14 protein-coding genes are annotated in these 21,121 nt (G+C 67.9%); 10 read left to right on the forward strand and 4 right to left on the reverse strand.

The features are described 5' to 3' along the window. Window positions 1-143 precede the first annotated feature (143 nt). Window positions 144-1,904, reverse strand: coding sequence for a PHA/PHB synthase family protein (locus H3H36_RS03900; RefSeq protein WP_311196569.1), 1,761 nt, complete (start codon window positions 1,902-1,904; stop codon window positions 144-146). A gap of 196 nt (window positions 1,905-2,100) precedes the next feature. Between H3H36_RS03900 and H3H36_RS03905 the strand changes: the two genes are divergently transcribed. Genes H3H36_RS03905 through H3H36_RS03940 form a run of 8 tightly spaced genes read left to right on the forward strand, consistent with a single transcriptional unit; the run spans window position 2,101 to window position 12,444 of the window. After that, window positions 2,101-3,348 (forward strand): TolC family protein, encoded by a 1,248-nt coding sequence (locus H3H36_RS03905; protein ID WP_182214293.1) that lies wholly within the window; start codon window positions 2,101-2,103, stop codon window positions 3,346-3,348. 35 nt (window positions 3,349-3,383) lie between these two features. Next, window positions 3,384-4,493 carry an HlyD family secretion protein gene (locus H3H36_RS03910; RefSeq protein ID WP_182214295.1) on the forward strand — a complete coding sequence of 370 codons (1,110 nt, stop codon included), beginning with the start codon at window positions 3,384-3,386 and terminating at the stop codon, window positions 4,491-4,493. Then, window positions 4,472-6,625 carry an ATP-binding cassette domain-containing protein gene (locus tag H3H36_RS03915; protein ID WP_229219717.1) on the forward strand — a complete coding sequence of 718 codons (2,154 nt, stop codon included), beginning with the start codon at window positions 4,472-4,474 and terminating at the stop codon, window positions 6,623-6,625. The genes H3H36_RS03910 and H3H36_RS03915 overlap by 22 nt, the downstream gene beginning before the upstream one ends. Next, entirely contained in the window at window positions 6,622-7,776 is a 1,155-nt protein-coding gene (locus H3H36_RS03920) for an ABC transporter permease (protein WP_182214297.1), read from the forward strand. The genes H3H36_RS03915 and H3H36_RS03920 overlap by 4 nt, the downstream gene beginning before the upstream one ends. A 6-nt stretch (window positions 7,777-7,782) precedes the next feature. Beyond that, complete coding sequence (locus tag H3H36_RS03925; RefSeq protein WP_182214299.1) at window positions 7,783-8,946, forward strand: ABC transporter permease; 1,164 nt, start codon at window positions 7,783-7,785, stop codon at window positions 8,944-8,946. 33 nt (window positions 8,947-8,979) lie between these two features. Then, a complete protein-coding gene (gene fabI, locus H3H36_RS03930) occupies window positions 8,980-9,774 on the forward strand; it encodes an enoyl-ACP reductase FabI (RefSeq protein WP_182214301.1) in 795 nt (264 codons plus the stop codon). A 46-nt stretch (window positions 9,775-9,820) separates the two neighbouring features. After that, a complete protein-coding gene (locus tag H3H36_RS03935; RefSeq protein WP_182214304.1) occupies window positions 9,821-11,239 on the forward strand; it encodes a bifunctional enoyl-CoA hydratase/phosphate acetyltransferase in 1,419 nt (472 codons plus the stop codon). Then, window positions 11,236-12,444: an acetate/propionate family kinase gene (locus tag H3H36_RS03940; protein ID WP_182214306.1), complete on the forward strand. Its 1,209-nt coding sequence runs from the start codon at window positions 11,236-11,238 to the stop codon at window positions 12,442-12,444. Before H3H36_RS03935 ends, H3H36_RS03940 begins: the two co-directional genes overlap by 4 nt. Before the next feature lie 230 nt (window positions 12,445-12,674). Here the strand turns inward: H3H36_RS03940 and H3H36_RS03945 are convergent, their stop codons facing one another. Next, window positions 12,675-13,430, reverse strand: coding sequence for a hypothetical protein (locus tag H3H36_RS03945; RefSeq protein WP_182214308.1), 756 nt, complete (start codon window positions 13,428-13,430; stop codon window positions 12,675-12,677). A gap of 267 nt (window positions 13,431-13,697) precedes the next feature. Here H3H36_RS03945 and H3H36_RS03950 point away from each other — a divergent pair, with 267 nt between their 5' ends. Continuing rightward, window positions 13,698-14,288 carry a LysE family translocator gene (locus H3H36_RS03950; RefSeq protein WP_229219742.1) on the forward strand — a complete coding sequence of 197 codons (591 nt, stop codon included), beginning with the start codon at window positions 13,698-13,700 and terminating at the stop codon, window positions 14,286-14,288. A gap of 209 nt (window positions 14,289-14,497) precedes the next feature. On the opposite strand, the gene H3H36_RS03955 is transcribed toward H3H36_RS03950, so the two are convergent. Both H3H36_RS03955 and H3H36_RS03960 read right to left on the reverse strand, forming a co-directional pair. After that, the gene (locus tag H3H36_RS03955; RefSeq protein ID WP_182214312.1) at window positions 14,498-15,046 is read right to left on the reverse strand and encodes a cytochrome b; all 549 of its coding nucleotides are present in this window, start codon (window positions 15,044-15,046) and stop codon (window positions 14,498-14,500) included. 190 nt (window positions 15,047-15,236) lie between these two features. Then, window positions 15,237-16,805 carry a methyl-accepting chemotaxis protein gene (locus H3H36_RS03960; RefSeq protein WP_182214314.1) on the reverse strand — a complete coding sequence of 523 codons (1,569 nt, stop codon included), beginning with the start codon at window positions 16,803-16,805 and terminating at the stop codon, window positions 15,237-15,239. 263 nt (window positions 16,806-17,068) lie between these two features. Here H3H36_RS03960 and H3H36_RS03965 point away from each other — a divergent pair, with 263 nt between their 5' ends. Next, window positions 17,069-21,106, forward strand: a complete 4,038-nt coding sequence (locus H3H36_RS03965; protein WP_182214316.1) for a Pls/PosA family non-ribosomal peptide synthetase — start codon at window positions 17,069-17,071, stop codon at window positions 21,104-21,106. The last annotated feature ends 15 nt before the right edge of the window (window positions 21,107-21,121 follow it).

Raw genomic sequence — 21,121 nt, forward strand, 5'->3', positions numbered from 1 at the left:
TCGATCAGTCGGTGCAGAGGTGGTTTATGGTAGGCGGCCTCTTGTCGTCGCTGCCTTGGCGATCAAAAACACGCGTTGTGATAAATCTCAAAGATGCGCGACGACTGTCCGAATGACAGACCTGACACCGGTTTTGACTCCGTTTATTTACCCAGCACGTACTGGCCCGGCGCGTCGCACAGGGCTTTGGCCATCTTGGGCGGGGCCTCCAGTTCGGGCGCGGAGTGGCGCGCCAGCCAGGCGTGCCAGTGCGGCCACCACGAGCCTTCCGTCACCTCGGCCGTCTGCTGCCATTCCTCGGGACTGAGGAAGTGCGAGCCGGGCGGCCGGTGCGCCATGGACTTGAAGCTGCGGTTGGCGTGCCCGGGTTCGCACACGATGCCGGCGTTGTGGCCGCCCGAGGCCAGCACGAAGTCCACCGGCGCATCGGCCATCAGGTGGATCTTGTAGACCGACTTCCACGGCGAGACGTGGTCGCGCCCCGTGCCCACCACGTACATGGGCGCCTTGATGTCGGAAATCGCGGCCGCCTTGCCGTCCACGCAGTAGCGCCCTTCGGCCAGGTCGTTGTCGAGGAACAGGTGCTTGAGGTATTCGCTGTGCATGCGGTACGGCATGCGCGTGGTGTCGGCGTTCCACGCCATCAGGTCATTGGGGATGTTGCGCTGGCCCAGCAGGTATTCACGCATGATGCGCGACCAGATCATGTCGCGCGAATTGAGCAGGCGGAACGAGCCGGCCATCTGCGAACCATCCAGGTAACCGTGCTGCCACATCATGGCGTCCAGGAAGGCCAGTTCGCTGTGGTCGATGAACAGCCCCAGCTCGCCCGGGTCGCTGAAGTCCGTCTGCGCGGCCAGCAGCGATACGCTTTTCAGTTTGCCCGCGTGACGGTGACGGCCCGACCCGTACACGGCCGCCGCGATGGCCAGCAAGGTGCCGCCCAGGCAGTAGCCGACAGCGTGCATGGGCTGGCCCGTCAGGCGGTCCACTTCGCGCACCGTGTCGAACACGCCGTGCTGCAGGTAGTCGTTCATGCCCAGGTCGCGGTCGGCCGCCACCGGGTTGCGCCACGAGGCCATGAACACCGTGTGGCCCTGCTCCACCAGGTAGCGCACCATGGAGTTGTGCGGCGACAGGTCGAGGATGTAGTACTTCATGATCCAGGACGGGATGATCAGCACCGGCTCGCGGTACACCTTGGCCGTCTGCGGCTTGTACTGGATCAGCTCCACCAGCTCGTTGCGGTACACCACCTTGCCCGGCGTGACGGCCACGTTGCGGCCCACTTCGTAAGCGTTGTGGTCATCCTTGAGCGCCTGGCCGCGCCCGCCCAGGTCCTGCACCCAGTTGGCCCATCCCTTGAGCACGCTCTGGCCCTGCGTCTCGTACGCCTTGTGCAGCACTTCGGGATTGGTCCAGAAGTAGTTCGATGGCGAGGCCACGTCCAGCAGCTGGCGGGCCGTGAAGCTCACCACATCCGCATGGTGGGCCGACACGCCGCGCACCCCGCTGGTGGCCTCGCGCCAGAACTGCTCCGTTTGCAGGAAGGCGTGCGACAGCGCGTTGAACGGCCAGGCGGCCCATTCCGGCGCCGAAAAACGGTTCTCGCCTTCGCGCCGCTCGGGGGCGATGGGCGCCACGTCGCTCCCCAGCTTGATGGCCAGGTCCAGCAATTCCATCTGCTTGCCCGGCGACGCGAGCAGGTGCAGCAGCCAGTCCTGGAACGCCAGCGACATGGCGATCGGCGACACCCCGCCAGTAATCTTGGCCACCGCGCTTTGCAGGCGCAAGTCGAGCGGGTTGGTGGAGACGCCATGGTCGTCGATGTAGCAGGCCGGATGCTGTTCGGCCTTGGCGGCCGTCACGGGCTCGGACTGGGTGGTCACGTCGTTCAGGTTCACGATTGCTCCTTCTAGAATTGATTTTCATTATGGCAAGTGACGAACGTTCATGTATTTGATCTAGATCAAATACAGCCTGATGATCCGTCCCCTACACTGCGCTGCATCAATACCAACCTCATCGGTATCCATGAAGAACAAGAATATTCAGCGCCTCCGGTGCTGCCAGGTGGTGATCACCTGTTTAATCGGTGCCATGTGCAACCGCAGCATAGCATCTGAAACCCTGGCCCAGGCATGGGCCAGCGCGCAGCAGGTCGACCACACGGTGGCCGCCGCCGCCGAACGCGAGTCGGCCGCCCGCGACGGCCTGGCCGCCGCCGAGGCGCACCGCCTGCCCAACGTGAGCCTGTCGGCCGGCTACACCCGGCTGCAATCGGAGCCGGCCGCCGCCATCACCGTCCCGGCCTTGCACATCAACGGCCTGCCGTTCGCGCAGGATGAAGCCTACTCCGCCGCCGTCAGCTTCAGCGCACCGCTGTACACAGCCGGCCGCATCAGCCACGGTATCGCAGCCGCGGGCGCCATGACGGACGCGGCCCGCGCCGCCAGTGCGCTCAGCCGCCAGGAATTGAAGCTGGCCGTGGCCGAAGCCTACGTCAACGTACTGCGCGCCCAGCACCTGAACGGCGTGGCCACCAGCCACGTCACCGCCATCACGCGCCACGTGGACGACGTGGAACAGCTCTACAAGCAAGGCTACGCGGCCAAGCACGACGTACTGGCCTCGCAGGTGGCGCTGGCCGACGCGCGCCAGCAGGCGCTGCAGGCGGCCAACGGCGTGGCGCTGGCCGGCGCCGCCTACAACCGCCTGCTGGGCCGCCCACAGGACACACCCACCGACCTGGCGGAATTGAACGATACGCAAGAACCGTCGGCCGGCCAGCTGGCCGGGCTGATCGCGGCCGGCCGCGCCCAGCGCAATGAATTGACCCAGCTCGGTGCGCAGGAGACGGCCCTGCGCCGCCAGGCCGACAGCGTGGCCGCCCAGCGCGCGCCGCAAGTGGGTTTGAACGGCGGCTGGGGCAAGCTGCAGAACCGCTACCTGGTCGATGACAAGGGCTGGTGGATAGGCGTGGCCCTCAAGTGGGACCTGTTCGACGGCGGCAAGGTCAAGCGCGAATCGTCCCAGTTGGCCTCGAACGCGCGCGCCGTGGCCGAGCTGCGCGCCGACGCGGCCGACAAGATCGAGCTGCAGGTGCGGCAAGCCTGGCTGCGCTGGCAGGAGGCGGCGGCCCGCATCGACGTGGCGCGCGCCGCGCTGGCCCAGGCCGACGAGACGCTCGACTTGTCGCGCGAACGCTACCGCGCCGGCCTGGCGCCCAACAGCGAAGTGCTGGACGCGGAAACCCGCCGCGCCAGCGCCTACGCCAACCGCGACAACGCCTGGTACGACCGCGCGCTGGCCCGCCTGCGCCTGCAATACGCCAGCGGCAGCCTGTGAGCGCCGCCCCCCCCCCCCAATTCAGAAAGCCATCCATGACTGACAAACGCAAATACCTGGGCCCCGCCGTGATCACGCTGGTGCTGTGCGCCGTAGGCGGCGGCCTGGCCTACTACCTGCTGCACGCGCGCAGCCTGCCCGACGGCCTGATCGCCGCCAGCGGCCGCATCGAGGGCGACCGCATCGTCGCGGCCAGCAAATTCCCCGGCCGGATCGCCACCATGCTGGTGCACGAAGGCGACAGCGTGAAAGCCGGCGCCGGCGTGGCCCAGCTGGACGACCAGCAGATCGCCACCCGCCTGGAACAGGCGCGCCAAGCCTACAACGCCGTGCAGGCGCAGGTGCAGTCGGCCGAAGCCAACCTGGCCATCGCGCGGCGCGAGGTGCCGCTGTCGCAGGCCAGCGCCAACGCCGGCGTAAGCCAGGCCGAAGCCGTACTGGCCAAGGCGCAGGCGGTGGAAGCGCAGACCGCGCGCGACGCCCAGCGCCACCGCGAGCTGTTTGAACACGGCAGCATCGAGCGCCACCGCGCCGAGCAGGCCGACCTGGCCTGGCACGTGGCCCAGGCCGACGTGGCCGCCGCGCGCGAGACGCTGGTGCGCGCGCGCCAGGGCGCCAGCGAGGCGGCCCTGGGCGGCGACAAGGTCAAGGCCCGCGAGCAGGAACTGGCCGCGCTCAAGGCGCAACTGGCCCGCGCGGCCGGCGCCGTGGCCGAGGCGCAGTCCGTCAGCGGTGACCAGCTGGTGGTGGCGCCCGCCGCCGGCGTGGTGGTGTCGCGCTTGCGCGAACCGGGTGAAGTGATCCAGGCCGGTAGCGCCATCGCGGAACTGGCCGACCTGGACGCGCTGCACTTGAAGGTGTACGTCCCGGAAGCGCAGATCGGCAAGGTCAAGCTGGGCCAGCCCGTGCGGCTGTATGTCGATTCGCAGCCGGACAAGGCGTATGAGGCCAAGGTGAGCTACATCGCCTCGCGCGCCGAGTTCACGCCCAAGGAAGTGCAGACGGCCGACGAGCGGGTCAAGCTGGTGTACGCCGTCAAGCTGGCCATCGTGGCCAACCCGGAGCACCGTCTCACACCCGGCCTGCCGGCCGACGCCGTGATCCGCTGGGACGAGCACGTGGCATGGCAGAAGCCGACGTGGTAAGCGCATCGTCATCGTTGCTGGTTGAAGCGCGCGGCCTGGGCAAGCGCTATGGCGCCGTGTGCGCCGTGGACGCGGTGGAACTGGAAGTGCGGCCCGGCGAGATCTATGGCCTGATCGGCCCGGACGGCGCCGGCAAGAGCAGCCTGCTCAAGGCGGTGGCCGGCATCCTGCGTTTCGACAGCGGCACGCTGGACGTGTTCGGCGTGCGCCTGGACAGCGAGCGCGCGTGCGAGCGCATCAAGGATCGCATCGGCCTGATGCCGCAGGGCCTGGGCCAGAACCTGTATGGCGATCTGTCGGTCGAGGAAAACATCGATTACTTCGGCGGCCTGCGCCTGCTGGGCGGCGACGAACTGGCCAAGCGCAAGGACAGCCTGCTGCGCAGCACGCGGCTGGACGCGTTCCGCGACCGGCCCATGAAGAACCTGTCGGGCGGCATGAAGCAAAAGCTGGGCCTCGTATGCACGCTGATCCACCAGCCGCAACTGGTCATTCTGGACGAGCCGACCACCGGCGTCGATCCCGTGTCGCGGCGCGAATTCTGGGCCATCCTGGACCGGCTGCTGGCCGAACACGGCACCACGGCGCTGGTCTCGACGGCCTACATGGACGAAGCGAGCCGCTTCCACCGCGTCTCCATGATGCACGAGGGCCGCATGCTGGCCAGCGGCACGCCGGAGCGCATGCGCGCGCTGAGCGCCGGGCGCATCGTGCGCAGCGCGGCCGATGGCCGCCAGGCCGAGGCGCTGGAACGGCTGCAGCGCAGCTATCCGCAAGCGGATGCGCTGGGACGCGAACTGCGCGTGTTCGTCGATGGCGACGACGCCGACGCCGCGCTGGCGCAAGTTGAGCGGACGCTGGACGGGCTGCCGCACGATCCGTGCGAAGTGCTGGAGCCGGAACTGGAAGACGTGTTCATCGCACTGCTGCGCCAGCGCGGCGCGCAGGCGGCGGCCACGGCGCCCACGGCGGCCACTGTCGCCGCGCCCGCCGGCGCCGGACAGTCCCGGGGCGGCACAATCGCAAGCGCTGCCACGTCCGTGGCACGCAACGGCGCTATTGTGCCCGCGAGTACAGCCAACGAGGCCCACTCGCCATCGCCAGTGCCCGCGCGCACGCCCGACCCCGTCCCCGCCATCGAAGCCGAGCAATTGACCCGCACCTTCGGCGCCTTCAAGGCCGCCGACGCCGTCAGCTTCCGCGTGCCGCAAGGCGAAATCTTCGGACTGCTGGGCGCCAACGGCGCCGGCAAGAGCACCGTCATCAAGATGCTGACAGGGATCCTGCGCCCCAGCGACGGGCGTGGCCGCGTGGCCGGCGCCGACATGCGCGATGCCGGGCGCCAGATCCGCGAACGCATCGGCTACATGTCGCAAGCGTTCTCGCTGTACCTGGACCTGACGGTGATGGAGAACATCCGCCTGTACGCCGGCATCTACGCCGTGCCGCCCCACCTGGAAGCGGAACGCATCGGCTGGGTGCTGGACATGGCCGGCCTGCATCCGTTCGCCGGCGCGCTGGCGGCCAGCCTGCCCATGGGCCTGCGCCAGCGCCTGGCGCTGGGCTGCGCGCTGCTGCACCGGCCGCAAGTGCTGTTCCTGGACGAACCCACGTCCGGCGTGGACCCGGTGGGCCGGCGCGCGTTCTGGGACATCCTGTTCCGCCTCTCGCGCGAGGACAAGGTGACCATCCTCGTCACCACCCACTACATGTCCGAAGCCGAGCACTGCGACCACATCGCCCTGATGTACGCGGGCCGTGTGGTGGCCGACGCCTCGCCCGAGCAGCTCAAGGCCGGCGTGGAGTGCGATGCCGGAAAATTGTACGAACTGTCCGCCAGCGCGCCGCAGGCGCTGCTGGAGATGCTGCGCGCCGAAGGCCTCGGCCAGTCTGCCCTGTTCGGCTCGCACATCCACCTGCTGCTGCCCGATCCCGAGGCGGGGCTGGCGCGGCTCGATGGCCTGCTGGCCAAACACGGCATGAAGGTGGACGCCATCACCCCGCGCCGGCTGTCGATGGAAGACGTGTTCGTCCACCTCGTCACCAAACTGGAGGCGGCCGACCAGGCCCGCGCCGCCGCCAGCGCGGCCAAGAGTGCGGCCACGCCGTCCGCACAGGGAGCACCAGCATGAACCTGCACCGCATCGCCGTCGTCGCCTACAAGGAGTGGCGCGAAATCGTGCGCGACCGGCTGTTCTTCGCGCTGGCCTTCATCGTGCCCTCGCTGCTGATGCTGCTGTTCGGCTACGGCCTGTCGCTGGACGTGGAGAACATCCCGCTGGCCGTGGTCGACTATGACCAGAGCGTGCAATCGCGCGACTATGCGCACCGCTTCACGGATTCGCGCTACTTTGAATTCTACGGCTACGGCCAGCACGAGGAGGCGCTGCGCAAGCTGGTGGTCAACAACACGCTGCGCGCCGTGATCGTGATCCCGCCCCAGTTCGGCGAACGCCTCGCCAGCGGCCGCCCGGCCGAAGCGCAGACCTGGATCGACGGCACCTTCCCGTTCCGCGCGCTGACGGCCAAAGGCTACGTGACGGCCATCAACGCAGCCGCCACGCTCGACCACATGGCGCGCTGGCTGGGTGACGCCAACGGCGTGCCCGCCGCCACCGTGCGCGCCCTGCTGCAGCCGGTGCGGCTGGAGACACGCTACCTGTACAACCAGGAAGTGAAAAGCATCTGGTCGATCGCGCCCAAGCTGATCATGGTGATCCTGATGCTGTCGCCACCGTTCCTGACGGCACTGGGCGTGGTGCGCGAAAAGGAATCGGGCGCCATCTACAACGTGTACGCGTCCACGCTGTCGCGCGGCGAATACCTGGTGGGCAAGCTCACACCGTATGTCGGCATCTCCATCATCAACGCCACGCTGCTGACAGCCATGGCGCTGCTGCTGTTCGGCGCGCCGTTCAAGGGCAACCCGCTGCTGTTCCTGTTCGCCACCGTGCTGTACGTGATCTGCACCACGGGCATCGGCCTGCTGGTATCGGTGCTGGTCAACACGCAGGTGGCCGCCATGGTGGGCACGGCCATCGTGACGGTGGTGCCGGCCGTGCTGTACTCGGGCATGATCATCCCCATTCCGTCGCTGTCGGCGGAAGCGGCGCTGATCGCGCACCTGCTGCCCGGCATGTACTACGCCGATATCGCCACCGGCAGCTTCCTCAAGGGCGCCGGGCTGGCCGCGCTGTGGCAGGACTTGCTGATCCTGGCCCTGTACGCGGCGGCCCTGTTCACGGCCGGCTTCCTTGGCTTCCACAAGCGCCCCGCCAATTGAATGACGATGATGATAAGACTCTGGCCTGATACTGTTTGGTGGCGCCGCCTGCGCGTGATGACGTGGAAGGAGCTGGTGCAGCTGATGCGCGACCCGTTGCTGCTGCTGTTCGTCGTCTACGCCTTCTCGGCCGACATCTACAACGCCGCCGCCGGCGTCACCCTGCAACTGAATAACGCGGCGCTGGCCGTGCTGGACATGGACCGCAGCGCCGCCTCGCGCGAGCTGGCCGGCCGCTTCCTGGCGCCCGAGTTCCGCCAGATCGGCAGCGCCGGCCACGCCAGCACCGGCCAGGCGCTGCTCGACAAAGGCGAAGCCATGGCCCTGCTGGACGTGCCGCCCGGCTTCGGCGCATCGCTGGCACGCGGCGAACCGGCCTCCGTGCAGATGCAGATCGATGCGTCCAATTCCGTGCAAGGCTTCCTCACTTCCGTGGACGCGGCCCAGATCGTGGCCCGCTTCGGCCTGGAATCGGCCGCCGCCCGCCTCGGCCTGAATCCGAACGGCGCCACGCTGGACGGCCCGCTGATCGACAACCGCGTGCGCGTGTGGTTCAACCCGAACCAGAACGACGCCTGGTTCATGGGCATCTCCGAACTGCTCAACGTGATCACCCTGTTCTCCATGCTGCTGCCGGCGGCGGCCATGGTGCGCGAGAAGGAGCGCGGGACCATTGAACAATTGCTGGTATCGCCGCTGGGCCCCTTGCAGATCATGCTGCCCAAGATCCTGGCCATGGTGGCCGTGATCCTGTGCGGTACGGCGCTCGGCCTGTTCGGCCTGTTGATCCCCGTGTTCGGCGTGCCCGTGCAAGGCAGCCTGCTGCTGTTCCTGGCCGTGTGCACGGCCTACATCTGCACGCTGGCCGGCATCGGCATCCTGATTGCCACCGTCACGCGCAACATGGCGCAGGCGGGCATGATGGTGATCCTGATCCTGGCGCCGATGATGTTCCTGTCCGGCGCCTGGACCCCGCCCGAAGCCATGCCGGCCGTGATGCGGGCGCTGATGTACGCCTCGCCGCTGTACTATTTCATCAACGCCAGCTACGGCATCCTGCTCAAGGGCGCCGGCTTGCTCAGCCTGTGGCCCATGATCGCGGGCATCCTGGGCCTGGGCCTGGCCGTGGGCGTGGCATGCACGCTGCGCTTCACCCGCCAGTTCGGCTGAACTCCCCCTCCACCAACCATCGAGCTAGCCACCATGAACCCGAACGCAAATCCTGGCGCCACCTCCCCCTTCTCGCTGGCCGGCAAGCGCGGCCTGATCGTCGGCCTGGCCAATGAACACAGCATCGCCGCCGGCTGCGCGCGCGCCGCGCACGCGCTGGGCGCAAAGCTCGTGCTGTCGTGCCTGAACGACAAGGCCGTCAGCTATGCCGGGCCCGTGGCCGGCGCGCTGGACGCGCCGCTGCTCGTATGCGACGTAGAGCAGGACGGTGCGCTGGAAAACCTGGTCCAGCAAGCCGTGGCTCAACTGGGCGGACTCGATTTCGTGATCCACTCGATCGCCTGGGCCCCACTGGCGGACTTGCGCGGGCGCGTGGCCGACAGCTCGGCCGAAGGCTTCCTGCGCGCCATGAACATCTCGTGCCACTCGTTCGCCCGCCTGGCGCGCCTGTGCGAGCCGCACATGGCCAGCGGCGGCAGCCTGTTGACCATGAGCTACCTGGGCGCCGACGAAGCCGTTCCGCACTACGGCGTGATGGGCCCCGTGAAAGCGGCGCTGGAATCGCTGGTGCGTTACCTGGCGGCCGAACTGGGCCCGCAAGGCTTGCGCGTGCACGCCGTCTCGCCCGGCCCGATCCCGACCCGCGCCGCCTCCGGGCTCGAAGACTTCGATGGCCTGATGCGGCGCGCCGTCGAACGATCGCCGCTGCGCCGCCTCGTCACGCTGGACGAAGTGGGCCGGCTGGCCGCCTTCCTGGCCGGCGACGCCGCCTCCGGCATGACCGGCCAGACCATTTATGTGGATGGCGGTTATCATATCGTCAACTGAAAGCGTAGCGCCCCACTTACCCGATAACCCACAACGAGCCACCGACATGAACGACCATATCCACGACGACCTGCCCGATATTATCGAGAACGTCACCTACGCCGAGCTGCAGGTGGGCCAGAGCGCGCGCCAGACCCGCACCCTGACGGCCGACGACATCGCCGCCTTCGCCGCCGTCTCGGGCGACGTCAACCCGGCCCACCTGGACACCGACTACGCCGACGCCACCCTGTTCCATGGCGTGATCGCGCACGGCATGTGGGGCGCGGCCCTGATCTCCAAGCTGCTGGGCACCGCCCTGCCCGGCCCCGGCACCATCTACCTGGAGCAGTCGCTGCGCTTCCTGAAGCCAGTGCGCATCGGCGACACGCTGCGCATCACGGCCACCGTGCTGACCAAGGAAGACACCAACCACCACGTCACGCTCAACTGCGAAGTGAAGAACCAGACCGGCGCGCTGGTGCTGGCCGGCGTGGCCACCGTGATCGCCCCGGTCGAGAAGGTGCGCCGCCCGCGCGCCCAGTTGCCGCTGCTGCGCCTGGTCGATCCCAGCGACCGCTTCGGCGTGCTGCTGGCCAGCGTGGCCGCGCTGGAGCCGGTGCGCTGCGCCGTGATCCACCCGTGCGACGCCGAGTCGCTCAAGGGCGCGCTGGACGCGGCCCGCCGCAAGCTGATCGTGCCGGTCCTGATCGCGCCGGCCGCGCGCCTGCGCGCCGTGGCCGACGAGGCGCGCGAATCGCTGGACGGCATCGAGATCATCGACGTCCCCCACAGCCACGCGGCGGCCGAAAAGGCCGCCACCCTGGCCGCCGCCGGCGACGTGGAAATGCTGATGAAGGGCAGCCTGCACACGGACGAGATGATGCAAGCCGTACTGGCCCAGCCGGCGCTGCGCACCAAGCGCCGCTTCTCGCACGTGTTCCGGCTCGAAGTGCCCATGTACGACAAGGTGCTCTTGATCACCGACGCCGCCCTCAACATCCAGCCCACGCTGATGGAAAAAGCCGACATCGTGCAGAACGCCATCGACCTGGCGCACGCGCTGGGCACGCCCGAACCGAAAGTGGCCATCCTGTCGGCCGTGGAGACAGTCACGCCCAAAATCGCCTCCACGCTGGACGCGGCCGCCCTGTGCAAGATGGCCGAGCGGCGCCAGATCACGGGCGGCGTGCTCGATGGCCCGCTGGCCTTCGACAACGCCATTTCGCCGCAGGCGGCCCGCATCAAGGGCATCACCTCGCCCGTGGCCGGCCACGCCGACATCCTGATCGCGCCTGATCTGGAAGCGGGCAACATGCTGGCCAAGCAGCTCGAATACCTGGCCGGCGCCGCCACCTGCGGCGTGGTGCTGGGCGCGGCGCTGCCGATCGCCCTCACCAGCCGCGCCGACGCGGCTGACGCCCGCGTGGCCTCGGCCGCGCTGGCGCTGCTGCTGGCCCACCGCTACCGCAAGGAACGGCCATGAACAACGGACAGCACGCCATCATCGCCGTCAACGTCGGCTCCTCCTCGATCAAGTTCGCGCTATACCCCTTCCGCGGGGACAGCACGGGCGCGGCCCTGCTGACGGGCACCATCGCCGGCCTGGAACCGGACGGCCAGCCGTGCGTGGCCTTCTGCACGGACGACGGCGTCAAGCTGAGCGAAGCGCTGGCGCCCGGCCCCGGCGACAGTTTCGAGCGCGCACTCGACGCCATGCGCGCCCTGTTGGCGCGCTACGCGGCACCGGCCCGGCTGATGGCCGTGGCGCACCGCATCGTCCACGGCGGCGAACGCTATGCCGAATCCGTCATCCTGGACGACGCGGCCATGGCCTACCTGCGCACGCTCGAACCACTGGCGCCGCTGCACCAGCCGCACAACCTGGAGGGCGTGGAGCTGTTCATGCGCGCCTTCCCCGATCTGCCGCAAGTGGGCTGCTTCGACACCTCGTTCCACACCACGATGGACCCGCTGGAGCAGCGCTTCGCCCTGCCGCAAGCCATGCACCGCGACGGCATCCGCCGTTACGGTTTCCACGGCCTGTCGTACCGCTACCTGGCGGCGCGGCTGGCCGAACGCAGCGGCCGCGCCGGCCGCAAGGTGCTGATGGCCCACCTGGGCAACGGCGCCAGCGTGTGCGCCATGCGCAGCGGGGTGAGCGTGGCCACCAGCATGGGTTTCTCCGCGCTCGACGGGTTGATGATGGGCAGCCGCTGCGGCGCGCTCGATCCCGGCGTGCTGCTGCACCTGATGCGCCAGGGCTGGGATGTGGAGCGCATCGAAAAGCTGCTGTACCGCCAGTCCGGCCTGCTGGGCGTATCGGGCCTGTCGGCCGACATGCGCACGCTGCGCGCCAGCGACCAACCCGAGGCCCGCGTGGCCATCGACCTGTTCACGCACCGGCTGGTGCGCGAATGCGGCGCGCTGACGGCCTGCCTGGGCGGGCTCGACCTGCTGGCCTTCACGGGCGGCATCGGCGAACACGACGCCGCGCTGCGGCTGGCCGCGTGCGAACAGCTGCTGTACCTGGGCGTGCGCATCGACGCGGGCCGCAACAAGGCGGCCGACGGCAGCCAGATCATGGCCATCCATGCGGACGACAGCAGCGTGGAAATCTGGGTAGTGCCGACCGATGAGGGCCGCGTGGCAGCCGGCGATGCGGCGGCGCTGCTGGCGCGGGCGGCATAGCAAGCCGTCGTGATACGGCTGCCTGCTGCGCCTCGTTCGATGCATCGAGGCGCAGCATCTGGTGGGCGCCTGACGCGCGCGCGATCACCCCTTGCCAGGCCATCTCGCTGGCTGGATCAACAGTGACATATTTATCATAATGCAACTATAGCCCGACCGGCTATGCCAAGGTTCTCACTTACTTACCGGCCCCGCCGATGCCGGACCTGCACCGTTCCACGACAGTGGACTTACAGAGGAAACTCGGCGATAAACTTGAAGACCCGGCGGCTGGCACCATCCGTCATGGCTTTCCCTACGCCGACATGCAGGCCAACCTCATCGATCCTGGTGTCCGCGGTGAGGAAGAGCAGCTCGCTGCGCTGGTTTCTCGGCAGGAGCTTTTTCAAAGGCCCCGCCTCAACAAAATACTCCAGGCCCAGCGCGTGACGTTTGTCGATGTGCCAGGTCACACCGGCTGCGGGCTCAAACAGGACATCGCGCGCATCGCCGGTCAAGGGAATATCGAAGCCCGGATTGAGCGCCAGGTTCAGTGATCCGCTACGCCAGCCGAATATACCCACCAGCTGCGCATGCCAGGTCTTGTCCTCGTCGATGGGCGCGGCAACACCGGCTTCCGCGCGCACGCCCCAGTAGGCGCCAGCGTCGGCATCGTGTGGGGCGATGTACTGCGCTTCGGCGAACAGCCCCGTCGCGCGCCACTCGCCAGCCCGACGGGCAAGGGGAAGTTGAACGCCGAGTTCGAGATCATCACGCCAGCCATAGGCGTATTCGGCCATTGTATTGACCGTCGTGCATTCGGGGTTTTCACGCTTGGGCGATCGGGCGAAGGTGCTCTGCCATTCGAGGGCATGCTCGCCCTGCTCGGCAATGTCATCCGTATAGACCTTGACCTCCTCCGGCGCGGCGAGCGCGGATGTGGCGCCTGCCAACACAGCGCCAAGCAAGGCGAGGACGCCCCCCAGGCGAACTACTCGTCGGGACATTCAAATTTCTTTCAAAAAATGGATAGCGATCGGCAGTAACAATGCCGGCAGAACTTTAACCAAGAGTTGCCTGCAATGCAAATATATGCGACAACCTATGCTGGACGGCACCTGTTGCGTTTCTGCCCCGCAAGCAAGTGGCGGTTCTGACCTGTATCGGCCCAAAGACCAGTACAGGTATGCAAACTGACTGAGCAACTGTATAGGTACTGTACTGGTCAGATGATCTAGCATGGCAGTTCATCACCAGGAGCTTTTGTGGACGCACTGATCACTTTCACACCGCTGGCGACCTTCGCCTTCGTTTCCTCCATCACGCCGGGGCCGAACAACATCATGCTCACCTCATCGGGCATCTGGTTTGGCTTCCGTCGCTCGATTCCGCACATGCTGGGCATCACGGTGGGATTCGGGGTGCTGCTGGGAATATGCGCGGCGGGCATTGGCGCGCTGGTGATGGCGGTGCCGTCGGCGCAGACGGCGCTGCGCGTCGCCGGTTCGGCCTATCTGCTGTACCTCGCGTGGCAGATGCGGAACATGCGCTTCGACCGCCAGGCGGAGCAAGCGAACAAGCCGCTCAGTTTCATGGGCGCGGCGGCGTTCCAGTTCCTGAATCCAAAAGCCTGGGTGATGGCGATCACGGGCGGCTCGGCCTTCCTGCCGCATATCCTGCCGACGTGGCTGGCGGTGGCGGTGTACTGCCTGGTGTTCTGCGGTATCAACCTGCCCTGCATCTCGGTCTGGGCCGGCGCCGGCGCGCTGCTGCGGCGTTTCCTCGGCCAGCCGGCGTGGCGCATCACCTTCTGCGCCGCAATGATGTTGCTGACCGCGTATTCCGCCATCGCGATCTGGCTGTAGCGCAAACGAACTGCTTGGTGTCAAACTGCCTGGTGTCAGGTCTGTCATTTGGACACAGGGGTACTACCCTTGAGTTCAATCAATGAGAGTACAGGCCACACGTGGTAGCAGCGCCCACTCCCCATGTTGAAACAACACGTCATGAGAAAACTCAAAGGAACGCGACGGCTGTCCGAATGACAGACCTGACACCGCCTTATTGCTTCGGCTCAACGGCGTTCCAGCCCCGGCATCATGCGCGCCAGCACGCCATCCTTGAACACGTACTGATGCACCAGTCCGGCCACCGCATGCAGTCCCGCCAGCACCAGCAACAGGTTGGCGGCAAACTCGTGGTATTCCTCGACCGTGTGGCGCAAGGCCTTGTTGCCGGGATCGAAGGCGGCCACCTTGACCAGGTTGAATAGATTGTCGCCGCGCACCCACACGTTGGCTACGCCCAGCACCACGGCCGCCAGCACGCACGCATACAAAGCGAGATGGACCACCTTGGCCAGGATTTGCATCGCGTCGCTGCCTACGCCCGGCAATTTTTCGCCAGCCGTCGTCCGCCACCAGATGCGCACCAGCACCACGAACCCCAGCAACGCGCCCAGGCTGATGTGCACACTGCGCGCAAACACCCGCGCCGTGCCGCGCGGGAACCAGTCGATCGTTTCACCAAGGCACCACAAGGCGATGACGAGGCCCGCTGTCAGCCAGTGCAGGCGTATCGTCCGCGCGTCGTATTGCCGGACGGTGGCATGTACAGTTTTCATCGCAAACCTCTTTTCATTGAATTCCGATAAGAGTCGCAACGCACCTGGGCGCGATGGACATCCATAGGCGAACGCGAGCAACAAGACGCGTCCACACTAGACATGATGTCACATTTTCCCTACTGGCAACAGGGTTCCAGATCACGCGAGCCGATTCAGCCGCGCACACCTGCCGCCCACAAAATCCCCGTCAAGCCCGTCCCGCGCGCACGCCCGTGCCCGACACCAGCGTGAAACTGGCCACCAGTTCCTCCAGCTTGCGCGCCTGCTGCTGCATGCTGGACGCCGATTCGGCCGCCTGCTCCACCAGCGCCGCATCCTGGCGCGTCACGCTATCCATCTCGGCGATGGCGCCGCGCACCTGTTCGATACCTTCGCTCTGCTCGCCGCTGGCGCGCTTGATCTCGCCCATGATGCCGGTGGCCTGGTCCACCGCCGCCACGATCTCGCCCATGGTTTGCCCGGCCTGATCGACCAGCGCCGCGCCCGCCTCCACCTGCGCCACGGCGTCACCGATCAGCTTGGCGATTTCCTGCGCCGCACCGGCCGAACGCTGGGCCAGGCTGCGCACTTCCGACGCCACCACCGCGAAGCCGCGCCCCTGCTCGCCGGCGCGGGCCGCCTCCACCGCGGCGTTCAAGGCCAGGATATTGGTCTGGAACGCGATGCTGTCGATCACGCCGATGATGTCGGCGATGCGGCGCGAGCTGTCGCGGATCGAGCCCATGGTCTGCACCACCTGCCCCACCGCCTGTCCGCCACGTGCGGCGATGCCCGAACTTTCCACCGCCAGCCGGGCCGCGTGCTGCGCCTCGGCCGCGTTGTGCTGCACGGCGCTGGTGAGCTGGGCGATGGACGCGGCCGTCTGCTGCAAGGAGCTGGCCTGGGCCACCGTGCGCTGCGACAGGTCGGCGTTGCCCGCCGCCATGGTATGCGCGCCCCGGTTGACGATCCCCGTCACTTCCTTGATCTGCCCCACCAGCAGCTTGAGGTTGACCTGCAACACCCGCAACGATTGCCGCACCTGGCTGACTTCGGCCGCGCCGTGCGCGTCGAGCCGGCCGCTCAAGTCGCCCGTGCTCATGCGTTCCAGGTCGCGCCGCATGCCCGCCAGCGGTTCCACGGCGCGCCGGTAGGTGAGCCAGCCGCCCCCCATGGTCAGGACGGCGCCGGCCGCCGCGCTGGCGCCGGCCACGGCCGGGCCGCCCATGGCCGTCAGCGCGAACAGCGCCACCAGCAGCAAGCTGGCGCCCAGCATGCCGTGCCGGATCGACAGTCCGGCGATCCAGTCACGCATGCCGTGGCGGGTGCGCTGGACGACGGCGCCCTCGCGCACGGCCAGCTTGCCGTCGCTGGCCGCCAGCGCCCGGTAGGCCGCGTCGGCCGCCGCCACGGCCGCGCGGTCGGGGCGGATGCGGATCGACGTATAGCCCACCACCTGTCCCCGTTCGAACAGCGGCGCCGCGCTCACGTCCACCCAGTAAAAATCACCGTTCTTGCAGCGGTTCTTCACCAGTCCGCTCCACGCCTTGCCGCTCTTGAGCGTGCGCCAGAAATCCTCGAACGCGGCGGGCGGCATGTCCGGGTGGCGCACGATGTTTTGCGGTGCTCCCATCAATTCCTGCTCGGAATAACCGCTGATGTTGATGAAGTCCTGGTTGACATAGGTGATATTGCCCCGCAGATCGGTCTTGGAGACGACGGTCTCATGGGGTTGCAAAATGTATTCGATGTCGGTCACGTAGGGGCGGTTGCGCATCTCGTTCAGTTCCAGGGGGTGTTTTTGAGGGAAGGCCGCAGGGGCCGGGGCGAACAAAGGCGCCAGTCTAATGAGGCCGTGAGCAAAAAAATATGATCCTTATCAAAGATTTACGATCCATCTTTAAAAGTTGTAATTAAAAAAATTAAGAAAAGCATACGCTGCCCCCCGCTTTCCCTATGGTGCGGGCGGCGCTTGCCGTACAATGACAGCCCTTCCGCACAGTCTGTATGCGGACGGCACTCGATACCGAAAAGCACCGCATGAATGATTTGACCCCACAGCCCCTCACGCAACTGCATCCCGACATCCTGTACGGTCCCCGTCAGGACGAGTTGTTGCGCGAGGAAATCCTGGCCGACCTGCTCGAAGCGAGCGCGGCCCGCGCACCGCAGCACACGGCCCTGGTGTGCGGCACCCGTCGCCTCAGCTACGGCGAGCTGGACGCCCAGGCCGACCTGGTGGCGGCCCGCCTGATCGCGGCCGGCGTGGGGCCGGGCCAGATCGTGGGCTTGTGGCTGGCGCGCGGCGTCGAGCTGCTCGTCATGCAGGCCGGCATCGCCAAGGCCGGCGCGGCCTGGCTGCCGGTGGACGAGGACACGCCCGTCGAGCGCCTGCAAGTGTGCCTGGACGATGCGAACGCGGCCGGCGTGCTCACCAGCGCCAGCTTCGCGCCCCGGCTGGCCCAGCTGGGCCGCCCCGTCTGGACGGCCGAAGCCATGCTGGCCCCGCCCGCGCCAGGCGAGCCGCTGGCCCGGCGCGGCGCCGTCTCACCGGACGCGCCGGCCTACGTAATCTACACCTCCGGCTCCACCGGCAAGCCGAAAGGCATCCTGATCACCCAACGCAGCATCTGCCACTTCCTGCGCAGCGAGAACGCGGTGCTGGGCGTGCGCGCCGACGATACCGTCTACCAGGGCTTCTCGGTGGCGTTCGACATGTCGTTCGAGGAAATCTGGATCGCCTACCTGGTGGGCGCCACGCTGTTCCTCGGCCCGCGCGAAGTGAGCGCCGACCCGGACGCCCTGCCCCAACTGCTGGCCGACAACGGCGTGACCGTGCTGCACGCCGTGCCCACCCTGCTGGCCTTGTTCAACCAGGAAGTGCCTACGCTGCGCATCATCAACCTGGGCGGCGAGATGTGCCCGGAATCGCTGGTCACGCGCTGGTCGCGCGCCGGGCGCCAGATGTTCAACACCTACGGCCCCACGGAAGCGACCGTATCGGCCAGCCTGGCCGCGCTCGCGCCGGGCCGCCCCGTCACCATCGGCACGCCGCTGCCCAACTACGGCCTGCTGGTGATCGACGCCGAAGCGGCGGCCGACGCCAACGCGCCCCTGCGCCTGCTGCCGCGCGGCGAGACGGGTGAGCTGTGCATCATCGGCCCTGGTCTGGCCGCCGGCTACCTGGGCCGGCCCGACCTGACGGCCGAAAAATTCCTGCCCAATCCGTGGAGCGCGGGCGCGCACGACGATCGCCTGTACCGCACGGGCGACCTGGCCCGCATCGCCGACGATGGCGAAGTGCTGTGCCTGGGCCGGGCCGACGACCAGGTCAAGATCCGCGGCTTCCGCGTCGAACTGGGCGAGATCGAAGCGCTGCTGGCCCAGCAGCCGGGCGTGGGCACGGCCGCCGTCCTGCTGCGCAAGGAGGACGGCATCGACCAACTGGTGGCCTACCTGGTGCCCGAAGCGGGCGCCGCGCTCGAAGGCCGCACGTTGCGCCAGGCGCTGGCCGCCGTGCTGCCGCCCTACATGGTGCCGGGCCGCTACGAACTGCTGCCGGCCATGCCGCGCCTGACCTCCGGCAAGATCGACCGCAAGGCGCTCAAGGCCATGCCATTGCGCGCGCCGGCCGCCGGCGACAGCGCCGATTCCGACCTGCCCGAGACGCCAGCCGAAGCGGCCCTGTTCGCGGCGCTGGCCGCGCTGTTCCCCGGCCAGCCGATTTTGCGCCAGGCCGACTTCTTCGCCGACCTGGGCGGCCACTCGTTCTTCGCCGCGCGGCTGGCCTCGGCCCTGCGCGCCGATCCCCGCTACGCCCACGTGACCGTGCGCGACATCTACCAGCAACGCCAGGTGGGCAAGATCGCCGCCGTGCTGGCCGACGCACCGGCCGCCGTGGCGGCCGAGGCGCCATGGACACCGCCGTCCGCGCTCAGGCGCTGGACCTGCGGCCTGGCCCAGGCGGCCGCCATGCCGGGCCTGGTGGCGCTGCGCATGGCGCAGTGGCTGGCGCCGTTCTTCACTTACCACTTCTTCACGGGCGACCCGGGCGACTCGGTGACGCGCGCCATCGCCGCCTCGGCCGGCGTGTTCCTGCTGGCCACGGTGATGGAATTTGCCATCGCCATCGCCGGCAAATGGCTGATCGCGGGCCGGCTCAAGGCCGGCGACTATCCGCTGTGGGGCCTGACCTACTACCGCTGGTGGCTGGCCGACCGGCTGGTGGAGGCGGCGCCGGCCTACCTGCTGAGCGGCTCCTCGCTCAACGCATGGTGGCTGCGGGCGCTCGGCGCGCGCATCGGCAAGGACGTCATCATCGGCTCGTTCACGTTGCGCGCGGCCGATTTGCTGTCCATCGGCGACAACGTCAGCATCGGCAACGCCGTCAACATGGAAAACGCGCGCGTGGAACGGGGCCGGCTGCGGCTGGGCGTGATACGCCTCGACGACGAGGCCTGCGTCGGTTCGTTCGCCATCCTGGAAGGGAACACCCATATCGGCGCCGCCGGCCACCTGGAAGGCCAGTCGGCGCTGGCCGACGGCATGCGCGTGCCGGCCGGGCGCGTGTGGAGCGGCTCGCCCGCGCGCGACGCCGGACCGCACGACGCCGGCCGCCTGCCGCCGCGCCCCGCCGTGAGCCGGGCGCGCCAGATGGGCGAAGGCGCGTTCTTCGTGTTCGGCATCCTGCTCATCGTCACGCTGTTCTTCATGCCCGTGTTCCCCAGCTTCGTGCTGATCGACTGGTTCGACGAGGCGGGCTGGCTGCCCTGGGTGCAGGGCGACGACGTGCGCATCCAGCTGCTGCGCTACTTCCTGCTGGCCTTCCCCGCCAGCACGGTGCTGATCGTGCTGACGGCGCTGCTGTCGGCCGGCATTCGCTGGAGCGTGCTGCCGCGCCTCAGGCCGGGGCGCTTCGCCATCCACGGCAACACCTACTGCGCCAAGTGGCTGGTCAGCCAGATCCAGGAATCGAGCCTGAACGTGCTGCACGGGATCTACGCCACCATCTACGCGCCATTCTGGTATCGCCTGCTGGGCGCCAAGGTGGGGCGCGACGCGGAAATCTCCACCGCGCTGGGCGTGGTGCCCGACATGCTCACGCTGGGCGACGAGACCTTCATCGCCGACGCCGTGATGCTGGGCGACGAGGAAATCGACGGCGGCTGGATGACCATGCAGCCGACCGTCGTCTCGCACCGCAGCTTCGTCGGCAACGGCGCCTACATCCCGGACGGCACCGTGCTGCCCGAGCACGTGCTGATCGGCGTGCACTCGCGCGCCCCCGACAACGCGCAGATGAAGAGCGGCGACACCTGGCTCGGTTCCCCGCCCATCAACCTGCCCGCGCGCGAGACCACCAGCGGCTACCCGGAATGGCTGACCTTCCACCCGTCGCCACTGCGCCGGCTCGGGCGCGGCCTGATTGAAGCGTTCCGCATCGTCGCGCCGCACGCGCTGGTGATCGCCGTCGGCTACACGCTGGTGCTGTCGGTGATGCCGGTGGCCGGCGCCGGCCGCTGGGGCGAAGTGACATGGGACCTGACCCTGGCCGGCCTGGCCTACGGCATCGGCAATTACTTCTTCGTGGTGATCTTCAAGTGGCTGCTGCTGGGCCGCTACCGCAAGCAGTCCGAACCCATGTGGACCCCGTTCGTGTGGCTGTCCGAAGGCGTGACCAATATGTACGAAGGCATCGCCGTGCCCAACTTCATGCGCTATTTGCGCGGCACGCCGTGGCTGCCGCTGGCGTTCAACCTGCTGGGCAGCCGGATCGGGCGCGGCGTCTACCTGGACACCACCGACATCACGGAATTCGATTGCGTGCACATCGGCGAGTACAGCGAACTCAATGCGCTGACCTGCCCGCAAACCCACCTGTTCGAAGACCGCGTGATGAAGATCGACCACGTCGACATCGGCGCGCGCGTCTACCTGGGGCCGCGCAGCGCCGTGCTGTACAGCGCCACGGTGGCCGACGACGCCCACCTCGGTCCACTCACCCTCGTGATGAAGGGCGAGCATATCCCGGCCGGCAGCCGCTGGGCCGGTTGCCCGGCCGCGCCCGCGCGCGCCTGAGCGACAGCGGGAATC

The organism is Rugamonas fusca (assembly GCF_014042365.1).
Lineage (GTDB): Bacteria > Pseudomonadota > Gammaproteobacteria > Burkholderiales > Burkholderiaceae_D > Rugamonas > Rugamonas fusca.

What these genes read in the sequence shown, in the direction of transcription:
- H3H36_RS03915 (WP_229219717.1), top strand. Translation starts at nt 4,472, where the DNA reads ATGGCAGAAGCCGACGTGGTAAGCGCATCGTCATCGTTGCTGGTTGAA.
- fabI (WP_182214301.1), top strand. Translation starts at nt 8,980, where the DNA reads ATGAACCCGAACGCAAATCCTGGCGCCACCTCCCCCTTCTCGCTGGCC.
- H3H36_RS03960 (WP_182214314.1), bottom strand. Translation starts at nt 16,805, where the DNA reads ATGCGCAACCGCCCCTACGTGACCGACATCGAATACATTTTGCAACCC.
- H3H36_RS03955 (WP_182214312.1), bottom strand. Translation starts at nt 15,046, where the DNA reads ATGAAAACTGTACATGCCACCGTCCGGCAATACGACGCGCGGACGATA.
- H3H36_RS03920 (WP_182214297.1), top strand. Translation starts at nt 6,622, where the DNA reads ATGAACCTGCACCGCATCGCCGTCGTCGCCTACAAGGAGTGGCGCGAA.
- H3H36_RS03905 (WP_182214293.1), top strand. Translation starts at nt 2,101, where the DNA reads ATGTGCAACCGCAGCATAGCATCTGAAACCCTGGCCCAGGCATGGGCC.
- H3H36_RS03965 (WP_182214316.1), top strand. Translation starts at nt 17,069, where the DNA reads ATGAATGATTTGACCCCACAGCCCCTCACGCAACTGCATCCCGACATC.
- H3H36_RS03910 (WP_182214295.1), top strand. Translation starts at nt 3,384, where the DNA reads ATGACTGACAAACGCAAATACCTGGGCCCCGCCGTGATCACGCTGGTG.
- H3H36_RS03935 (WP_182214304.1), top strand. Translation starts at nt 9,821, where the DNA reads ATGAACGACCATATCCACGACGACCTGCCCGATATTATCGAGAACGTC.
- H3H36_RS03925 (WP_182214299.1), top strand. Translation starts at nt 7,783, where the DNA reads ATGATGATAAGACTCTGGCCTGATACTGTTTGGTGGCGCCGCCTGCGC.
- H3H36_RS03945 (WP_182214308.1), bottom strand. Translation starts at nt 13,430, where the DNA reads ATGTCCCGACGAGTAGTTCGCCTGGGGGGCGTCCTCGCCTTGCTTGGC.
- H3H36_RS03940 (WP_182214306.1), top strand. Translation starts at nt 11,236, where the DNA reads ATGAACAACGGACAGCACGCCATCATCGCCGTCAACGTCGGCTCCTCC.